Source organism: Janthinobacterium aestuarii, assembly GCF_046113285.1.
In the GTDB taxonomy this organism is placed as follows: Bacteria; Pseudomonadota; Gammaproteobacteria; order Burkholderiales; family Burkholderiaceae_D; genus Janthinobacterium.
The window spans coordinates 1838989-1857715 of record NZ_CP142524.1; the positions used below are offsets into that span (position 1 = coordinate 1838989).

Consider the following 18727-nt stretch of genomic DNA (forward strand, 5'->3'; position numbering starts at 1 on the left):
ACTGCGCCAGTCCGCAAGGACGGGTGGCAGCAGCGGGGCCGGCATCGATGCCGGCCCCGTTTTTTTGTGCCCGTCCAGTTGTTGCGGGAAGGCGTAAAATGCGGTGTTTTTAGGGCCGTGCGGCAGCGTTTCGGACAACTTATCCCTAAAGGCCCGTGTTTTCGCGTAAAATATCAGGTTCGGCCTCTTGCCTGGCGCGCCCGCCGCTGCCTCGCATGATGCATTTTTTCAACTTTCTTCCGTATCTCGCTCCCTCATGCCGAATTGGCTTTTGCCCGAAAATATTGCCGATGTTCTGCCGTCGGAAGCGCGCAAGATCGAAGAGCTGCGCCGCCTCATGCTGGATAATTTCCGTCTGTACGGATATGAACTGGTGATGCCGCCGCTGCTCGAGTATCTGGAATCGCTGATGACCGGCGCTGGCAAGGATACCGACCTGCGCACGTTCAAACTGGTCGACCAGCTGTCGGGTCGCATGCTCGGCCTGCGCGCCGACATGACGACGCAAGTGGCGCGTATCGACGCCCACCTGCTCAACCGTGCCACCGTCACCCGCCTGTGCTACGCCGGCAGCGTGCTGCATACCCGTCCGTCGGGCCTGCACGCCACCCGCGAACCGCTGCAGATCGGCGCCGAAATCTATGGCCACGCCGGCCTGGAAGCGGATGCCGAGATCCAGGAACTGGCGCTCGCTTCGCTGGCACTGGCCGGTTTCGACAGCGTGCGCCTGGATCTGTCGCACGTCGGCCTGTTGCGCGCTATCATTGCGCAAGACGCCGCCGCCGGGCGCGACGAAGCTGCGCTGTACGCCTTGCTGCGCGCGAAAGATGCGCCGGGCCTGCGCGCCCTGACCGCATCCTACGATGCCGTCACGCGCGATGCGCTGCTGGCCTTGCCGAACCTGTACGGCGACATCGACGTGCTGGCGCGTGCGCGCGAAGTGCTGCCGCCGCTGCCGGGCGTGCTCAAGGCGCTGGCCGAACTGGCCGCGTTGGCAGGATCCGCGCTGGGCCGCGCCGAAGTCGCGATCGACCTGGCCGACCTGCGCGGCTACCAATATGAAAGCGGCGCGATGTTTGCGCTGTATGTACCAGGCTTGCCGAACGCGGTTGCGCGCGGCGGCCGTTATGACCACGTCGGCGAAGCGTTCGGCCGGGCACGTCCCGCGACCGGCTTCTCGCTCGATTTGCGCGAACTGGCGCGCCTGTTGCCGACCGCGGAACGGAAGCATTCGATCCGCGCGCCGTGGGGCAGCGCGCCAGAATTGAAGGAAAAAATCGCCGAGTTGCGCAAGGCGGGCGAGGTCGTGATCCAGAGTATGCCGGGTCACAGTAATGAACAAGACGAGTTCGAGTGCGATCGCGTGCTGGTACTTGCCGATAATGGTAGTAGCTGGATTCTTAAAAACTTAGGTTGAGTGATGTCAAAGAAAATTATGGCAAAGAACGTTGTTGTCATCGGCACCCAATGGGGCGATGAAGGTAAAGGCAAGATCGTCGATTGGTTGACCGATCACGCCCAAGGCGTGGTGCGCTTCCAGGGCGGCCACAATGCAGGCCACACGCTGGTCATCGGCGGCGTCAAAACCGCACTGCAGCTGATCCCGTCGGGCATCATGCGTCCAGGCGTCGCCTGCTACATCGGTAACGGCGTGGTCGTTTCCGTGCCGGACGTGCTGCGCGAAATCGACAAGCTCGAAGCGGTCGGCGTCGAAGTCGCCTCGCGCCTGAAAGTGTCGGACGCGGCACCCGTGATCCTGCCTTACCACACCGCGATCGACCTGGCGCGTGAAGCCAAGCGTGGCGATGCGAAGATCGGCACCACCGGCAAGGGCATCGGCCCGGCCTACGAAGACAAAGTGGCGCGCCGCGCGATCCGTATCGCCGACCTGCTCAACGAGAAGCGCTTTGCCGAAAAGCTGGCCGAAAACCTCGATTACCACAACTTCGTGCTGGAAAACTACCTGAAGGCGCCGAAAGTCGACTATCAGAAGACCCTCGATGACGCGCTGGCCTATGTGCCGCGTCTGCGTCCGATGGTCACCGACGTGTCGAGCGCGCTGTACAAGGCGCACAAGGCCGGCGCGAATCTGCTGTTCGAAGGCGCGCAGGGTTCCCTGCTCGACGTCGACCACGGCACCTATCCGTTCGTCACTTCGTCGAACTGCGTGGCAGGCAATGCCGCCGCCGGTTCGGGTGTCGGTCCTGGCATGCTGCACTACATCATGGGCATCACCAAGGCTTACACGACGCGCGTCGGCTCCGGCCCGTTCCCGTCGGAACTGCCAACGGATGCGGGCGTTGGCCACCATCTGGCGCAAGTCGGCCATGAATTCGGCACCGTGACGGGCCGTGCCCGCCGCTGCGGCTGGTTCGACGCCGCCTTGCTGCGCCGCTCCGTGCAGATCAACGGCGTGACGGGCATGTGCCTGACCAAGCTGGATGTGCTGGACGGTATCGAAACGCTGAAACTGTGCACCGGCTACACCATCGACGGCGTGGCCACGGACATCTTCCCATCGGGCGCTGAAGAAGCCGCCCGTTGCGTGCCCGTGTACGAAGAGATGCCGGGCTGGACGGAAAGCACGGTCGGCGCGAAATCGCTGGCGGCCCTGCCTGCCACGGCGCGCGCCTACATCAAGCGCATCGAAGAACTGGTCGGCGTACCGGTGGACATGGTTTCGACCGGTCCGGATCGTGAAGAAACGATCGTGCTGCGCCACCCATTCGAGTAAGCTGCTGGACACAATCCGCCGCAAGGCGGATTTTTTTAATCACGCTAATAATAAGATTTCACTATCATGACTACCCCACAATCGAACGATCAACATCTCTGGGTCAACTGGGAAGAGTACCACCGCCTGATCGAGCGCCTGGCGCTCAAGGTCTATGAATCGGGCTGGAAATTCGACCAGGTATTGTGCCTGGCGCGCGGCGGCGTGCGTCCTGGCGACGTGTTCTCGCGCATTTTTGATTTGCCGTTGGCCATCCTGTCGACCAGCTCCTACCGCGAAGACGCGGGCACGGTGCGCGGCGACCTCGATATCGCCAAGTACATGACCATGACCAAGGGCCCGCTGGCCGGCCGCATCCTGCTGGTCGACGACCTGGCCGATTCCGGCGTCACGCTGGACAAGGTCACGCGTCACCTGAAGGAAAACTTCCCTGACGTGACCGAAGTCAAATCGGCCGTGATCTGGCTCAAGGGCTGCTCCGTCGTGCGTCCCGACTACTTCCTCGACGAACTGCCGCATAATCCGTGGATCCATCAGCCGTTCGAAGACTACGACGGCCTGCGTCCGCACCAGCTGGCGGCGTGGATCAAGAAGGGCGAAGCAGGCAAGTAATTGCGTGCGCGCTTGCAAAAAAAAGACGATCGTGTATCGTCTTTTTTTTCGTCCAAGGAAATGCGATGACCATACTGACGACGGCGCGGCTGCGCCTGGAACCGATCAACGAGAGCCACTACGAGCGCATGCGCACGCTCAACACCGATCCCGAGGTGATGACCTACCTGAACGCGGGCCAGCCCGAGACCGAAGAGGTGACGCGCGCGGCCATCGCGCGCACCATGGGCCGCTGGGTCGAATGGGGTTATTCGTGGTGGGCGCTGATACGCCTCGATGACGGTGAACTGGTGGGCATGGCCTGCCTGCAGCACCTCTCCGGCGACAGGGCCAATCCCCTTGAAATCGGCTGGCGCCTGGCGCGTACGGGCTGGGGGCAGGGCTATGCCAGCGAGGCGGCGGCCGCCATCGTCGCGCATGCGTTCGACGTCGTCGGCGCGCCGGAAGTGGTGGCCGTGGCCCATCCCGACAACGCCGCCTCGATCAAGGTCATGACGCGCCTGGGCATGCAATATGTGGGCATGGAACGCCATTACGATATCGACAGCGTCGTCTACCGCCTGGCGCGCCCATGACGGCAGCGCGCAAGCCCCTGAAGCTGGGCTGCAGCTACGGCGTGCGGTTTTCGCCCGATGGCACGCGCCTGGCCGTGCTGGGGCGCGACCTGGTCCTGTGGGATGTGGCGGCACGCCAGAAACTGTGGCGCGGCAAATTCATCGCGCACATGTCGGGCATGGCCTTTTCGCCCGATGGCAGCCGGCTGGCCATCAAGAGCACGACGGGCCAGCTGGCCGTGGTGGAAGCGGCATCGGGGCAACTGCTGCTCAATTTCCAGAACAGGAAGGATGGCGAAGGCTGCGGCCCCGCGTGGTCGCCGTGCGGGCAGTATCTTGCCGACGGCGGCTGGGATGGCCGCCTGCGGCTACGCGACGCGCAGACGGGCGAGGTGCGCTTCATGCAGGAGCACCCGGGCGAGATGCTGCGCGGTGTCCACATTATCGACGGCGGGCGGCGCTTGCTGGTCCTGCACGGCGTCAAATCGGTGGACGAGGGGCAGGTGCAGCCGCCCGACTACTGCAGCGTATGGGACTGGCCCCTGCAGGCGGGCGGCGGGCGCAAGGTGCTGTCGCTGCCAGGACTGAAGTCGTGCGCGCCATCGCCCGACGGAGCGTCCCTGGCCGTGCTGCATCACGCGGGCGGCGAGGAGTTCCTGTCGGTGTATGCGCTGGCCGATGGCCGCCGGCTGGCCACGGTGCCGGTGGAGGCGGGCGGCGGCACGGGCGACGCCCTGCGCTGGCTGCCCGACGGCAGCGCGCTGGGACGCATCGGCAAGGGCAAGCTGCTGTTGTATGGCTGGCCCGGGCTCTGCGTCCTGGCGCAGGAAGAATTTACGTATCCCTGCGCGCTGGACTTTTTGCCCGGCTCGCCATTGTCCGCCATCGGCTCCTGGGAATCCGGCATGCTGATGGAGTTGAACATACACAAGGAAACCGCATGATCACCTGTTATTTGCGCTACATCATCGACCCTTATAAATTGCGGGAATTCGAAGCCTACGGCAAGCTGTGGATACCGCTGGTCGAGCGCTTCGGCGGCCAGCACCACGGCTACTTTTTGCCATCGGAAGGCGCGAGCAATGTGGCCCTGGCCATGTTCTCGTTCCCCAGCCTGGCCTTGTACGAGCAGTACCGCAGCGATTCGATGCAGGATGCCGAATGCCAGGCCGCCTTCCGCTATGCCGAGGAGACGCGCTGCATCGTCAGCTACGAGCGCAGTTTTTTCCGGCCCGTGTTTGCCTGAACAGGTTTACTGAACAAGGTCAGTCGCGCTGCGGCGCGCCCAGGGGGAATAGGTGGCGGTACGGACGCGCCTCGTCCACCGCGCGGGCGAACGATGGACGGGCCAGCAAGCGGGCGCGATAGGCGCGCAGCAGGGGCAGCGTGGCGGGAATCGGCTGCGTCCAGTCCGCATAGAACAGCGACGGAGCGGCGGCGCAGTCGGCCAGGGTAAAGTCTTCGCCCGTCGCCCACGTCTTGCCGGCCAGGCGGGTTTCCAGCCAGGCGTAGGCGAGGTCCAGCTTGTTGCCGGCAAACACGCGGCCTTCCTCGGTCTTCGCCGGGTCGCCCGTCAGGGCGGCGCCGACGGCATGCTGCACGGGCGTCATGACGTGCAGGTCGAAATAGCGGTCGAGAAAGCGCACGTCCAGCGCCTGCATGGCGTCGTCCGGCAGCAGGCGCAGCGGGCCGGGATGGGCCAGCTGCAGGTATTCGATGATGATGCTGGTCTCGGCGACGTTGCGCTCCCCATCCACCAGCAGCGGAAACTTGCGCAGCGGCCAGCGCGCCAGCCACTGCTGCAGGTGCTGCGGCATGTCCGGCGCCAGGCAGCGGAAATCGAACGGTATGGCGTTTTCGTACAGGGCGATGAGCACCTTTTGCGTGTACGAGGAAAAGGGATGGCCGTAGAGGATCAGCGACACGGTGGGATCTCCTGTGCAAGGTTGGCAACACGCGCGTGCAGCAACGATAGTGCAATCACAGGATCAATGCAAGCGGTCCGGGCCGATCGTGCACCGGCCGTTTCCGCTTGCACTCCTGGCTCGCCCGCCGTCTAACCGAGGCTCGCCAGGTAGCGCAATCCCGTGATGCTGGGGAAAAAGCAATACACGCCGCCCCGCGTGATGACACTGCGCGAGAAATGCTGCAGTTTTGTATTGCCGCTGCCCTTGGGGCCCACGCCTGGCAGGGTGAAGGAGCTGACGGCAGGGTCGTTGATTCCCAAAAACACGTCCTGGCCGCTGATATTGAACGTGGCATTGCCCGCCTCGGGACCGGCCGGACCGACGGCCGATTTGACGAAGGCATCGTCGTCGTTCCATTGCTCCATCAGAAATTCGAATTGATTGCGCAGGCTGGCATTGATGAAATAGCCGACCAGGCCGCGCTGCTGCGCGATGGGTGCGGCCGGATCATATTCGCTGCCGTAGGGCATGGCGCGCCGCACGATGCGGTGGTGGCGGGCGGAGGTGCCCACGACGCCTTCGTCGCGCGGATTGTTGCGCCGGATATGCGCGCCGACCGGGCATTTCAGGCCCAGCGTGTCATCCAGTTCCGGCTGTGCGCCATCGACATAGTGAAAGCGGTTCAGGCTGTCGTCCGGCAGCACGGGGCCGGCCTGGTCCGGCCTGAGCACCAGTGGATTGCCGTTGCGCCAGCGCCCGCACATCTTGGCGGCCAGCATCTCGGTGCTGAGCCCGGAACTGGCCGCGCCCTGGCTCAGGATGCTGTCGAACAGGGGCACGTCCTGCTCCAAGATGCGGAAGGCGGCATAGCTGCCATTGGTGGACAGTTGCGGCGGCTGCACCTGGTAGGTGCCGCCATTTTCATTCAGGTAGCCCAGCAGGAATTCCCCCGTCTTGACGCTGTTGAGCGGGTCGGGGTCGTGTTCGTGCTTGCGCTGCGGGGCGCCATCGACGTCCGGCTGGGCGATGCTGTCGCGGTAGCCGAAATGCACGCGGTTGCCTGGCAGGGCCATGCCGTCGTGTGCATACAGTTCACGCCAGCCAGCGGCAAATGCGCGGCGCAGTGTGGCCGAGGTCTCCTGCAGCACTTCCTCCGATTCGCTGACCCATAGGCTCAGCAGCGCATGCACCTGGCCATGCTGGGTGGCCGGCCCCAGGTTGCCGAGCCAGTGTTCGGGGGCGCTGTCGCCCACGTCGCCCACGGCAGCGACGCTGGCCGGGTCGGCCGCGCCCCGCTGGAACGCCTGGTCGAAGGTGGCCAGGTTGGCCGCAGCAACGCCCAGCGCGGACAGGCCGGGAGCGGTAAAGCTGAGGTTCAGGAAGCAGGGCGGCTTGGGATGGATATGGCGCGCTGTAGTTATCGACGGCAGTCCGTCGCTGCCGTCGAGCAGGGCCGCGATGGTACGCCGCGCCTGCGCCGCATCCGTGATGCTAAGGATGAAATGGCGCGCCAGGTTGACGCGGTAGCCGCGCAGGATCGTGCCTTGCACGTCGTCGTAATCGATGGTGGGATCGGCCATGCTGTCTCTCCGGGGGCTGGGGTTGTGACTGGCAGGGTGGTGGGGCCGCTTGCGCAGCCCCGGCGTGGTGTCGAGTTCAGACTGAAGCGAGGATTTGCTGGACGGTCTGTGGATAGGCGCTATACAGGCCGTTATTGGGCACGTGCTGCGCAGCGTCGTTGGCGGTGATGAAGGCTTCAAAAGCAGCCACGTGGTTGGCAACGGGCATCAGCGCCTTGCCGCCCACGACAAACTGCAGTAGCGCGTCGAATACCTCGCCCAACTGGGCCACGAAATCCTCGATGTAGCCGTTGAAACTGCCGTCGTACTCGGTGATGACGCCGATGACGAGGGTGTTGGAAGCGCCCGCCGAGTTAATGTTGGGCAGCAGGTTGGCCTGGGAGCGGTCAAGCAGGGTGAAGCGGGCAAAGTGCACGGTACCAATATCGGTGAGGGCGGCATTGATCTTCGCCTGGTATTCCTGCAACGCTGCGGCGATGGAAATCGGATTGGTGTCGGGCAGTACCGGCATCATCAAGCACAGTGGATTTGCCATGGGAAGCTCCTCATTACGTGGTTGTCGGGAGGGCCGACACTACGCTGCGGCGCCCACTGCGTCAAAAACTATATTTTTGAACTTGTTGCTAAATTAGCACCATTGCAACATGATAGTCGATATGAAATGTAGTCTCATGTGGATAGTCGCCGGGGCTGGCCGGCACTGGCGGACACTCTGCCGCCAGGCTGTTCCGGCCTGTTGCGGGAAGCGCAAGTGGCGCCGCCGGCAGCGCCGGATTCTGGACGATTATTTCTGCAGAATGGGATGGCGATGCGATGCCGGCCGCCTGGTGCCTGGCCTTAATCCTCAGCCTGGAATTCGCTGGCCGAGACGAACAGGTCCCACGAGGCGATGAACAGGGCCGCCACCACGGGGCCGATGACAAAGCCGTTCAGACCAAACAGGGCCATGCCGCCCACGGTCGACAGCAGCACCACGTAGTCGGGCATCTTCGTGTCCTTGCCCACCAGGATAGGGCGCAGCACGTTGTCGACCAGACCGATGACGAAGACGCCGAAGGCGGCCAGGCCGGCGCCTTGCCAGATGGCGCCCGTGGCCAGGAAATAGGCTGCCACGGGCGCCCACACGAGGGCGGCGCCGACGGCCGGCAGCAGCGACAGGAAGGCCATCAGCACGGCCCACAGCAGGGGCGCCGGCACGTCGAGGAACCAGAACGCCAGGCCGCCGAGGGCACCCTGGGCGATCGCCACGAGGATGTTGCCCTTCACCGTGGCGCGGATCACCGTGGTGAAATTGGTGAACAGGCGCTGCTTGTACTTGCGGCTCAGCGGCACGGCGTTCTTGATGCGGGCCGACAGGGTCGAGCCATCGCGCATGAGGAAAAACAGCAGGTACAGCATGATGCACAGGCTGGTGAGGAATTCGAAGGTGTACAGGCCCACATTGATGGCTTTGACGGCCACCACCTGGCTTACCTGCGTGGCGCCCTCGGCCAGCTTGTCCTGCAGGCTCGCCAGGCTGGTCAGGTTGAAGCGCTCGAGCAGGTTGATCAGCGACTGCGGCAGCACGGCCATGATTTTATTGAAGAACATGGCGACCGTGATTTCGCCCGAACGCACCATCTCCACGACGCTGGCCGCCTGGTTCACGAGCGATACGGAAATGAGCGACAGCGGCAGGATCACGATGACGATGATCAACAGCAAGGTCAGAAGCGAAGCCAGGCCGGCGCGGCCCCGGGTTTTGGCCAGCAGCCAGCGGTACACGGGCGCGAACAGGATCGCCAGGATGACGCCCCAGAAGATGGCGCCCGCATACGGCGCCAATATCCAGCCGAAGCCGATGGTGACGATGCTCAAGAGGAGCAGGAACACTTTCTGGTGCAGCGTGAGGGTAGGCATGGGCGATAGCGCAATGATAAGGGTTGAGTTGCCCCATCATAAGCGAGGCCAAGGGCCGTGCGCCATACAATTGTCGTGCTGCGTGCGCGAGCGCACCCGGCGCGTCGGCGGGCTGGCAACGCGGTGGCGGCAATTCCAGTAAGCTGTCGTTCCAGGCGTTCCATCCCGGGCGCCGTTGACTTCCTTTGACTTCAGGAATCCGCGTGCTTGACCCCATCCATTTTTATGAACCTGCGCAGGGCCACGGCTTGCCGCACGATCCCTTCAATGCCATCGTGGGGCCGCGGCCCATCGGCTGGATCGCCTCGCGCAGCAGCGCGGGCGTGCTCAATCTGGCGCCGTACAGCTTTTTCAATGCCTTCAATTACACGCCGCCGCTGATCGGCTTTTCCAGCATCGGCCGCAAGGATACCTTGCGCAATATCGAACAGACGGGCGAGTTCGTGTGGAATCTGGCGACCCGCCCGCTGGCCGAGGCGATGAATGCCAGCTGCGCGCCCGCGCCGCCCGAGGTCGACGAATTCGCGCTGGCCGGCCTGACGCCGGCCGCCTCGCGCATCGTGGATGTGCCGCGCGTGGCCGAAAGCCCCGTGTCCTTCGAATGCCGGCGCACGCAGATCATCGAACTGCAAGGCGTCAATGGCGACGGTGTCGGCAGCTGGCTGGTGCTGGGGGAAGTGGTGGGCGTGCACATCGCGCGCCATCTGCTGGTCGACGGCGTGTACGACACGGCCGCCGCCGCGCCGATATTGCGCGGCGGCGGCCCGGCCGATTATTTCGAGATCGGACCGGCCAGCCTGTTCCACATGCGCCGGCCTGCCTGGCCATAAACAGGTCGTACTGGTTCAAGCGGGAACTGGATGGCGCTCCTTGACGATGCCGCGATAGATCAGCCACGTCGCCAGCAGGCTGATGGCGCCGGCGCCCGCCATCCAGTAGCCTGGCGCCGCCTTGTCGCCGGTGCTCTCGATCAGCAGGGTCGACACCAGCGGCGTCAGGCCGCCGAACAGCGCGGTGGCCAGGCTGTAGGCCAGCGAAAAGCCCGTGGTCCGCACGCTGGCCGGGATGATTTCCGTCAGCGCGACGATGGTGGCGCCGTTGTAGCTGCCGTACAGGAAGGACAGCCACAGCTCGACCATGAGCATGTTGTTGAAACTGGGATGGGCGACCAGCCAGGACAGGGACGGGTAGGCGGTCAGCATCGTCAGCGCCGCGCACGCGGCCATGATGGGCCAGCGCCCGATGCGGTCGGACAGCGCCCCCATGACCGGCAGCCAGAGGAAGTTCGACAGGCCGATGCACAAGGTGACGAGCAGGCTGTCTTCGGTGCTCAGTTTGAGCACGCTCTTGCCGAAGGTCGGCGTGTAGACGGTGATCAGGTAGAACGCCACCGTCGTCAGCACGATCAGCATCGCGCCGCTGACGACCAGCGGCCAGTTGAGGCTGATGGTCTTGAGCATCTGGCGGAACGTCGGATGCGACTTGCGCGTCAGATAGGCCTCGGTCTCCTGCAGCGAACGACGGATGTAGAACACCACGGGGATGATGGAGCAACCGATGAAGAACGGAATGCGCCAGCCCCAGTCCGCGATGAATTCCTTGCTCAAGGTTTCGTTGAGATAGTAACCGAGCGCGGCGGAAAAGATGATGGCGACTTGCTGGCTGGCCGATTGCCAGCTGACGTAATAGCCCTTGTTGCCGGGTGTCGCCATCTCGGACAGGTAGACCGACACGCCGCCCAGCTCCACGCCGGCGGAGAAACCTTGCAGCAAGCGCCCGATCAGCACGAGGAACGGCGCCAGCAAGCCGATGGTCGCATAGCCGGGCACGAAGGCGATCAGCGCCGTGCCGGAAGCCATGATGGCCAGGGTCAGCACCAGGCCCTTGCGGCGGCCGATGCGGTCGATATAGCTGCCGAGGATGATGGCGCCCAGCGGCCGCATGAAAAACCCCGCGCCGAAGGTGGCGAAGGTCATCATCAGGGCCGCGTATTCGCTGGTGGCGGGGAAGAAGGCCTTGGCAATATACGTCGCGTAAAAGCCGAACAGGAAAAAATCGTACATTTCGATGAAGTTCCCGCTCGTCACCCGGATGACGGTGGCGATGCGCGAGGGAGGGCGTGCCTGTGCGCGCGGCGCTGCCGGCTCGGCGAGGGGTGCGGCGGTCGATGGAATGGCCATGATTTACCTCTTGATGAAAGATGAGTGACGTCGCCTAGTGCGTTGCTGTCGCTGGCGCCGATGCCGGCTGCAGCCCGGTCGCTTCGATCGCGCCGGCGTTGGCAGGGGCGGCGAGGAAGCGCAGCAGGGCGCGGCCGGCTTCCGGTTCCTTGCCGCCCGGGACCAGCGCCGCCGAAAACTGCGTCATCAGCTGCACTTCCGGCGGCAGCAGGCCGACGATGTCGATGCCTTGGACCGGCAGCAGCTCGCTGCGCTGCTGGCAGCCGAAATCGGCCTCGCCATGCGCGATGATTTCGCCGACGGGGGTGGCGGGAATTTTCGCGGCCTTGCCCTGCATCTGCTCCGCGATGTGCAGTGTCTTCATCAGTTGCTTCTCGATGTATTCGCCGCTGGCGCTGTCCGAATAGGCCACCTTGTGCGCCTGCAGGAAAGCGCTGCGCAAGCCCTCGGTGGTGCTGATGTCAGGCTTTGCCGCGCCGTGGCGCACGGCGCAGGCGATCGGCGAATTGGCCAGGACCACCTTGCTGCCGGGGACCAGGCGGCCTTCCCGCATCAGCGTGTCGAGCGCGTCGCCCACCATGATGACGACGTCGATCGGCTCGCCGCGCGCCAGGCGCGCCGGGATCGCATTCTTGGTGGTGCCCATCGACGGTCCCCATTCGGACAGCAGATGGTCGCCGCTGGCGCGCTCGTAGGCGGGGGCCAGGTTTTTGTAGGCCTGGGCGAAACCGCCCGAGCTGACCACGCGGATGTCGGCGGCATGCGCCGCGCCGGCGGCCAGCAGCACCAGCGCCGCGAGCAGCGGGCGCGAGGTTTGCAGCAGAATATGCTGAGGCATGATGGTTCTCCTGATGTTAAATTTTTTCATGAGGCCGGGTGTCAAGCCCGTGCCGTGGCGGTTGTTGAGGTGTGTTTCCGTGACGCCGGCAGCGTCGCGCCGCCGGCCGCCGGTAAAAGCGCGAACGTGGAATGGTGTCGCATCATGTCTCCTTTTTCAGGTCAGGCCTTCTTGGCGAGGCTCAGCATTCAGACCCCATCATCGTTGAAATGGCATAATTTGATAATTGCAATTTTTCCGAGGATTAATGCATGCAGCGCATCAATTACGAGCTTCATGATTTGCAGGCCTTCGTGGCCGTGGCGGAGCGCAACAGCTTTCGCCAGGCCGCGGCCGACCTGTTCCTGTCGCAGCCGGCGCTGAGCCGCCGCATCGAAAAACTCGAGGATGCGCTGGGGGTCAAGCTGTTCGAGCGCACCACACGGCGCGTGCAGCTGACCAATGTGGGGCAGGCGTTCCTGGTCAACGTGCGCGATGCGCTCAACGGCCTGGAAGATGCCGTGCTGGGAGTGGCCGACCTGGCCGCGCACCGCACGGGGACGGTGACGTTCGCCTGCGTGCCTTCGGCCGTGTGGCACTTCCTGCCGGACGTGCTCAAGCGCTTCAGCGCGCAGTTTCCGAAAATCCGCGTGCGCGTGCATGACGAAAGCGCGCAGGACGTGCTCAACCTCGTGCTGGCCGGCGAGGCGGACTTCGGCATCAGCTTTACGGGCGCGGAAAATCCGGAGATCCACTTCCAGCCCATCTACGTCGAGACCTACGTGCTGGCCATGCGGGCCGATCACCGGCTGGCCAAGCGCAAGAAGCTGAGCTGGAAGGATACGGTCGACGAACGCTATATCTCGGTGGCCAAGTCGAGCGGCAACCGCAGCGTGCTCGATGCGGCGCTGGCCGGCGTGGAAAAGCACCCGTGGATCTCGTGCGAGATCAACCACGTCTCAGGCATCCTGGCGCTGGTGGAGTCGGGCTTGGGCGTGGCGGCGGTGCCGGGCCTGTCGATTCTGCCGGAGCGGCAAGGCACGGTGGTCGGCGTGCCGCTCGTCAATCCCGCCGTCAAGCGCACGCTGGGCTTGATCAGCCGGCATCAGCACGCGATGCCGCCCGCGTCACGCACTCTGTTCGAGATGATGAGCGCGAGCATAGGAAAGCAGGGGCGGCGGGCATGAGCGCTGCAGTGCGGCGCAGGAGAATCGAGGGCCCGGACCTTATTTTTGCATGATGGGATCGCGCCCCAGCGTGCGCGCCAGCGCGCCGCCGTCGCCGCGCCAGAATTCGCGGTCGGCCAGGCGCACGCGCTCGGCCGCGTGCTGCATGTGTTCCATGGCCGCCTGGCGCGCCCGCTGCGGGTCGCCGTCGGCGATCGCCTGCACGATCTTTTCATGTTCGCGCCGCACTTCGATGGAAAAGTCCGTGCGCCGCGCTTCGTTCGCGCGCGTCACCTTCACGGCCGAGCGGATCGGGTCGGCGAACATGGCGACGAATTTCGGCCAATAGGGGTTGCCCGTCGCTTCGGCGATGCACAGGTGCAGGCGCACGTCTTCTTCCACGCCGTCGACGCCGGCCGCCACGGCTTCCTCGATGCGGCGCAGCGCGTGTTCGATGTCGGCCAGCTGGCCCGGCGTGCGCCGCACGGCCGCCAGCGCGGCGATTTCCGCTTCCAGTCCCTGGCGTACCTCGATCAGGTTCAGCAGCGACTGCACGGACTGCTCCGTCAGCTCGTCGCCCCGTTCGCCCGTCTTCGCGCCATCCTGCGCGCACACGAAAGTGCCGCTGCCCTTGCGCGTGGCGACGATGCCGTCCGCCTGCAGCAGGGCGATGGCTTCGCGCAGCACCGTGCGGCTGACGCCAAAGTGGCTGGCCATGGCTTGCTCCGACGGCAAGCGCGTGCCGCCGGCCAGGCCGTCGTTGTGGATTTGCTGGCGCAGCCGTGCCGCCACCCGCGCACCCAGGGTGCCGGTGGTGAAACTGCCCGCGGCGGGCTCCGGCGGGGGAAGGGTAAAGCGGAACGTGCGGTCCATCGGGTGCATCCTTGTGCTAGCGGTTTTTATGCGGGCTTGCCTGCTTGCCATTATATGGAATATACAGCTTGACACACACAAAACACACACATAATATACATCCATACAAATTTTAGACAAGTTGCCAGCCACCTCCGGTGGACCATAAAAACCCGGCACGGTCGATCCCCCAGCGATCAGGAGACAAGCATGGACGTATCACAAGCATTGCCCGGACAGGCGGCCGGCGTGGCCGCCAGCCAGAAAACCATCGACGACGCCGTCTATCGCAAGGTGACCTGGCGCATCATCCCTTTCCTCATGCTGTGCTACATCGTCGCTTACCTCGACCGTGTCAACGTGGGCTTCGCCAAGCTGCAGATGCTGGCCGACCTGCAGTTTTCCGAAACCGTGTACGGCCTGGGTGCCGGCGTGTTCTTCCTCGGCTACTTCCTGTTCGAAGTGCCCAGCAACGTGATGCTGCACAAGATCGGCGCGCGCGTGTGGATCGCCCGCATCATGATCACCTGGGCCATCATCTCGGGCGCCTTCATGTTCGTCACCACGCCGACCCAGTTCTACGTCATGCGCTTCCTGCTCGGCATCGCCGAGGCGGGCTTCTTCCCCGGCATCATTCTCTATTTGACCTACTGGTATCCGTCCGAGCGCCGCGCGCGCATGGTGTGCACCTTCATGGCCGCCATTCCCGTGGCGGGCCTGATCGGCGGCCCCCTGTCGGGCTGGATCATGGAAACCTTCGCCGGCTGGCACGGCTATGCGGGCTGGCAGTGGATGTTCGTGCTCGAAGCGATACCCGCCGCGCTGATGGGCGTGGCCGTGCTGCTCTACCTCGACAACAGCATCCGCGCCGCGAAGTGGCTGACGGAAGACGAAAAAGTCATCCTCGAGCAGCGCATCGCCACGGAAGCCCAGGGCAAGGTATCGCACCCGTCGATCCGCGCCATGTTCGCCGACCCGCGCATCTGGGTCATGGCCCTGATTTATTTCTGCTGCGTGATGGGCCAGTATTCGCTGACCTTCTGGCTGCCCAGCCTGATCAAGGCGGCCGGCGTGACGGGCGTGCTCAATATCGGCCTGTTCACGGCGATCCCGTATTCGGTGGCCGTGGCGTCGATGATCCTGCTGGGCCGCAGCTCGGACAAATACCGCGAACGCCGCTGGCATATGGCCATCCCGCTGGTGGTCGGCGCCGCCGCCATCGTCTGCAGCGCGCTGGCCGGCGCCCACAACACGGGCTGGGCCATCTTCTTCCTGACGATCGCCGCCGGCGGCATCCTGGCCGCTTCGCCCATGTTCTGGAGCCTGCCGACGGCTTTCCTCGGTGGCGTCTCGGCCGCCGCGGGCATCGCCGCCATCAATTCGGTGGGCAACCTGGCCGGCTTCGCGGCGCCGTACATGATCGGTTCCATCAAGGACCTGACGCAATCGACCGACATCGCCATCTACCTGCTGGCCGGCATCCTGGTGATCGGCGCGTTCATCATCATGCGCGTGCCGGCCAAGCTGGTGAACAAATAAGACTGGAGTAGAAGATGAACGTGGAAATGAAAAAAGTGGGCGTGATCGGCCTGGGCGCCATGGGCATGGGCATCGCGCAATCGTTGCTGCGCGCGGGCTTCGAAGTGCATGCCTGCGACGTGCGCCCGGAAACCGTGCAAACGCTGGTCGACAAGGGCGCCCATGCGGCGCAATCGCCGGCCGTGCTGGCGGCGCAGGTGCAAGCCTTGCTGATCGTCGTCGTCAATGCGCAGCAGACGGAAGCCGTGCTGTTTGGCGAACATGGTGCGGCCAGCGTCCTGGCGCCGGGCAGCGTCGTCATCGCCTGCGCCACCGTGGCGCCCGAATTTGCCGAAGCGCTCGGTGCTCGCCTGGCGGCCATGGGACTGCGCTTCATCGACGCGCCCATTTCTGGCGGCGCGGCCAAGGCGCAAGCCGGCGAGATGTCCGTGATGGCGGCCGGCGCGCCCGATGCGTTCGACGCTTGCACGGGCATTTTTGACGCCATCTGTGCAAAGCTGTACCGCCTGGGTGAGCAGCCGGGGCAGGGCTCGAAAGTCAAGATGATCAACCAGCTGCTGGCCGGCGTGCATATCGCCGCCGCTGCCGAAGCGATGGCGCTGGGCTTGCGCGCCGGCTGCGACGCCGATGCCTTGTACGAAGTCATTTCAAACAGCGCCGGCAGTTCCTGGATGTTCCAGAACCGGGTGCCGCACATTTTGAAGGGCGACTATACGCCGTTATCAAGCGTGAACATTTTCGTGAAAGACCTCGGCATCGTGCTCGATTACGCGAAAAAGAGCGTCTTTCCACTGCCCCTGTCGGCCACGGCGCACCAGATGTTCATGCAGGCGTCGGCCGCTGGCTTTGGCGGCGAGGACGACTCGGCCGTGATTAAAACTTTCCCCGGTATCGATCTGCCGGCGAAAGCGTAACTGAATCAAAAGGAACCATCATGACTGTATTACTGGGATGTATCGCCGACGATTTCACGGGTGGCACCGACCTGGCCGGCATGCTGGTCAAGGCCGGCATGCGCACGGTGCAGCTGATCGGCGTGCCGCAAGGTCCGCCGCCAGCCGACGTCGATGCCGTCGTCATCGCCCTCAAGTCGCGCACGAATGCGCCGGACGAGGCGGTGGCCGAATCGCTGGCCGCGTTGGCCTGGCTGCAGCAAGCCGGATGCCGCCAGTTCTACTTCAAGTACTGCTCCACGTTCGACTCCACGCCGCGCGGCAATATCGGTCCCGTGGCCGAAGCGCTGATGCGGGCGCTCGACACGGACTTCACGATCGCCTGCCCCGCGTTTCCCGCGAATGGCCGCACCATCTACAAGGGCAACCTGTTCGTCGGCGACGTGCCGCTGGCCGAGTCGGGCATGCGCGACCATCCCCTGACGCCGATGACGGATTCGAATCTGGTGCGCGTGCTGCAGCAGCAGGTGCAGGCCAAGGTGGGCCTGGCCGATTACAGTGTGGTGGAGAAGGGCGCTGCCGCCATCGCCCAGCGCTTCACGGACTTGCGCGGCCAGGGCTGCCATTTCGCCGTCGTCGATGCCGTGTCGAACCGCGACCTGGAAGCCATCGGCGCCGCTTGCGCGGACTTGAAACTGATCACGGGCGGCTCCGGCATCGCGCTGGGATTGCCGCAGAATTTCCGCCAGCGGGGCCAGTTGTCGCCATCGCATGCGGGACAGGCAGGGCGCTTGCCGCCGGCGTCCGGATTGCGCGCCGTGATTTCGGGCAGCTGCTCCGTGGCCACGCAGCAGCAGGTGGCGCACCTGCGCGAACTGGCGCCGTCCTTCCACGTCGACCCTTTGTCGCTGGCCGCGGGCGGCGAGGTGGTGGACGCCGTGGTGGCGCAGGCGCTGGCCTGGGCGAATCAGCACCTGGCGCAAGGCCCCATTTTGATCTATGCCACGGCCACGCCGGACGCCGTGCGCGCCGTGCAGGCGCAGCTGGGCGTGGAGCGTGCCGGCGCCCTCGTCGAGGAAGCCCTGGCCGCCATCGCGCAGGGACTGGTGCGCCTCGGCGTGGGCCAGTTGATCGTCGCCGGCGGCGAAACCTCGGGCGCCGTGGTGAAAGCGCTGGGCATTGCCGGCTTGCGCATCGGCCCCGAAATCGACCCCGGCGTGCCCTGGACGCTAGCCTTGCCAGCGCCGGGCGACGAAGGCAGGGCACCGTTGGCGCTGGCGCTCAAGTCCGGCAATTTCGGCACCGTGGATTTCTTCAGCAAGGCCTGGCAGGTGCTGGCATGAGCGCCACGGAATCGCGCCAGCGCGAGCTGATCGTCGACTTCGGCAAGTCCCTGTTCGAAAGGGGCTTGACGGCGGGCAGCAGCGGCAACCTGAGCGTGCGCCTGTCCGACGGCTGGCTGCTCACGCCGACGAACGCCAGCCTGGGCCGGCTCGATCCGGCGCAGCTGTCCAAGCTCGATTGGGATGGCAAGCTGATCAGCGGAGCGCCGCCGTCCAAGGAGGCGTTCCTGCACCGCGCCATGTACGCAGAGCGGAGCAGCGCGGGCGCCATCGTGCACCTGCACTCGACGCATTCGGCCGCCGTGTCGTGCATGTGCGGCTTGAACCATGACGACTGCATCCCGCCGCTCACGCCATACTTTGTGATGAAGGTGGGGCGCTTGCCCCTGGTGCCGTATCACCGTCCGGGCGACCCGGCGCTGGCGGGCGCGATCGGCGCCATGGCGCGCAAGCACTCGGCCGTGCTGCTGGCCAACCACGGTCCCGTCGTGTCGGGCACCAGCCTGGAAGCGGCCGTGTATGCGGCCGAGGAACTGGAAGAGACGGCCAAGCTGTTCCTGCTGCTGCGCGACGTGCCCACGCGCCCGCTCGACGCGGCGCAGATCGCGGACCTGAAGCAGACATTCAAACTCGAACTATAGAATTCAAGGA

General features: G+C 64.7%; 19 protein-coding genes. 12 read left to right on the top strand and 7 right to left on the bottom strand.

Annotation, left to right across the window (positions count from 1 at the left end):
• The first annotated feature begins 256 nt into the window (after positions 1 to 256).
• The 6 genes from OX462_RS08210 to OX462_RS08235 all read left to right on the top strand — a co-directional run bounded on the left by OX462_RS08210 (position 257) and on the right by OX462_RS08235 (position 5146).
• Complete coding sequence (locus OX462_RS08210) at positions 257 to 1417, top strand: ATP phosphoribosyltransferase regulatory subunit (RefSeq protein WP_070310467.1); 1161 nt, start codon at positions 257 to 259, stop codon at positions 1415 to 1417.
• A gap of 3 nt (positions 1418 to 1420) precedes the next feature.
• Positions 1421 to 2734 carry an adenylosuccinate synthase gene (locus OX462_RS08215; RefSeq protein WP_034752021.1) on the top strand — a complete coding sequence of 438 codons (1314 nt, stop codon included), beginning with the start codon at positions 1421 to 1423 and terminating at the stop codon, positions 2732 to 2734.
• Positions 2735 to 2800: 66 nt separating this feature from the next.
• A complete protein-coding gene (locus OX462_RS08220) occupies positions 2801 to 3346 on the top strand; it encodes a phosphoribosyltransferase (RefSeq protein ID WP_034752020.1) in 546 nt (181 codons plus the stop codon).
• Between the two features lie 65 nt (positions 3347 to 3411).
• A complete protein-coding gene (locus OX462_RS08225; RefSeq protein ID WP_070221921.1) occupies positions 3412 to 3921 on the top strand; it encodes a GNAT family N-acetyltransferase in 510 nt (169 codons plus the stop codon).
• The gene (locus OX462_RS08230) at positions 3918 to 4844 is read left to right on the top strand and encodes a WD40 repeat domain-containing protein (RefSeq protein WP_409028157.1); all 927 of its coding nucleotides are present in this window, start codon (positions 3918 to 3920) and stop codon (positions 4842 to 4844) included. The genes OX462_RS08225 and OX462_RS08230 overlap by 4 nt, the downstream gene beginning before the upstream one ends.
• A complete protein-coding gene (locus OX462_RS08235) occupies positions 4841 to 5146 on the top strand; it encodes an NIPSNAP family protein (RefSeq protein WP_034752016.1) in 306 nt (101 codons plus the stop codon). The genes OX462_RS08230 and OX462_RS08235 overlap by 4 nt, the downstream gene beginning before the upstream one ends.
• 19 nt (positions 5147 to 5165) lie before the next feature.
• Here the strand turns inward: OX462_RS08235 and OX462_RS08240 are convergent, their stop codons facing one another.
• From OX462_RS08240 to OX462_RS08255, 4 genes are all read right to left on the bottom strand, one after another.
• Positions 5166 to 5825, bottom strand: a complete 660-nt coding sequence (locus tag OX462_RS08240; protein WP_070292229.1) for a glutathione S-transferase family protein — start codon at positions 5823 to 5825, stop codon at positions 5166 to 5168.
• A gap of 131 nt (positions 5826 to 5956) precedes the next feature.
• A complete protein-coding gene (locus tag OX462_RS08245; RefSeq protein WP_070221926.1) occupies positions 5957 to 7387 on the bottom strand; it encodes a Dyp-type peroxidase in 1431 nt (476 codons plus the stop codon).
• A gap of 76 nt (positions 7388 to 7463) precedes the next feature.
• Positions 7464 to 7922 (bottom strand): hypothetical protein, encoded by a 459-nt coding sequence (locus OX462_RS08250; protein ID WP_070308399.1) that lies wholly within the window; start codon positions 7920 to 7922, stop codon positions 7464 to 7466.
• A gap of 302 nt (positions 7923 to 8224) precedes the next feature.
• On the bottom strand, positions 8225 to 9286 hold the full coding sequence (locus OX462_RS08255; RefSeq protein WP_409028158.1) for an AI-2E family transporter: 1062 nt from the start codon (positions 9284 to 9286) through the stop codon (positions 8225 to 8227).
• A 203-nt stretch (positions 9287 to 9489) separates the two neighbouring features.
• On the opposite strand from OX462_RS08255, the gene OX462_RS08260 reads away from it, so the two are divergent.
• Positions 9490 to 10116, top strand: coding sequence for a flavin reductase family protein (locus tag OX462_RS08260; protein WP_409028159.1), 627 nt, complete (start codon positions 9490 to 9492; stop codon positions 10114 to 10116).
• 15 nt (positions 10117 to 10131) lie between these two features.
• On the opposite strand, the gene OX462_RS08265 is transcribed toward OX462_RS08260, so the two are convergent.
• Both OX462_RS08265 and OX462_RS08270 read right to left on the bottom strand, forming a co-directional pair.
• Positions 10132 to 11466 carry an MFS transporter gene (locus OX462_RS08265; RefSeq protein WP_409028160.1) on the bottom strand — a complete coding sequence of 445 codons (1335 nt, stop codon included), beginning with the start codon at positions 11464 to 11466 and terminating at the stop codon, positions 10132 to 10134.
• 34 nt (positions 11467 to 11500) lie between these two features.
• Positions 11501 to 12304, bottom strand: a complete 804-nt coding sequence (locus OX462_RS08270) for a substrate-binding domain-containing protein (RefSeq protein WP_409028161.1) — start codon at positions 12302 to 12304, stop codon at positions 11501 to 11503.
• Between the two features lie 251 nt (positions 12305 to 12555).
• Here OX462_RS08270 and OX462_RS08275 point away from each other — a divergent pair, with 251 nt between their 5' ends.
• Positions 12556 to 13470 (top strand): LysR family transcriptional regulator, encoded by a 915-nt coding sequence (locus OX462_RS08275; RefSeq protein WP_409028162.1) that lies wholly within the window; start codon positions 12556 to 12558, stop codon positions 13468 to 13470.
• Between the two features lie 39 nt (positions 13471 to 13509).
• Here OX462_RS08275 and OX462_RS08280 read toward each other — a convergent pair whose 3' ends face one another.
• A complete protein-coding gene (locus OX462_RS08280) occupies positions 13510 to 14322 on the bottom strand; it encodes a FadR/GntR family transcriptional regulator (RefSeq protein ID WP_070221971.1) in 813 nt (270 codons plus the stop codon).
• A 189-nt stretch (positions 14323 to 14511) separates the two neighbouring features.
• Between OX462_RS08280 and OX462_RS08285 the strand changes: the two genes are divergently transcribed.
• From OX462_RS08285 to otnC, 4 genes are read left to right on the top strand one after another with little or no spacing between them, the layout of a single operon-like run.
• Positions 14512 to 15840: an MFS transporter gene (locus OX462_RS08285; RefSeq protein WP_409028163.1), complete on the top strand. Its 1329-nt coding sequence runs from the start codon at positions 14512 to 14514 to the stop codon at positions 15838 to 15840.
• A gap of 14 nt (positions 15841 to 15854) precedes the next feature.
• Entirely contained in the window at positions 15855 to 16754 is a 900-nt protein-coding gene (gene ltnD / locus OX462_RS08290) for an L-threonate dehydrogenase (RefSeq protein ID WP_409028164.1), read from the top strand.
• A 20-nt stretch (positions 16755 to 16774) separates the two neighbouring features.
• Positions 16775 to 18076: a 3-oxo-tetronate kinase gene (otnK, locus tag OX462_RS08295; RefSeq protein ID WP_409028165.1), complete on the top strand. Its 1302-nt coding sequence runs from the start codon at positions 16775 to 16777 to the stop codon at positions 18074 to 18076.
• Complete coding sequence (gene otnC / locus OX462_RS08300) at positions 18073 to 18717, top strand: 3-oxo-tetronate 4-phosphate decarboxylase (RefSeq protein ID WP_070221939.1); 645 nt, start codon at positions 18073 to 18075, stop codon at positions 18715 to 18717. Before otnK ends, otnC begins: the two co-directional genes overlap by 4 nt.
• Positions 18718 to 18727 lie beyond the last annotated feature (10 nt).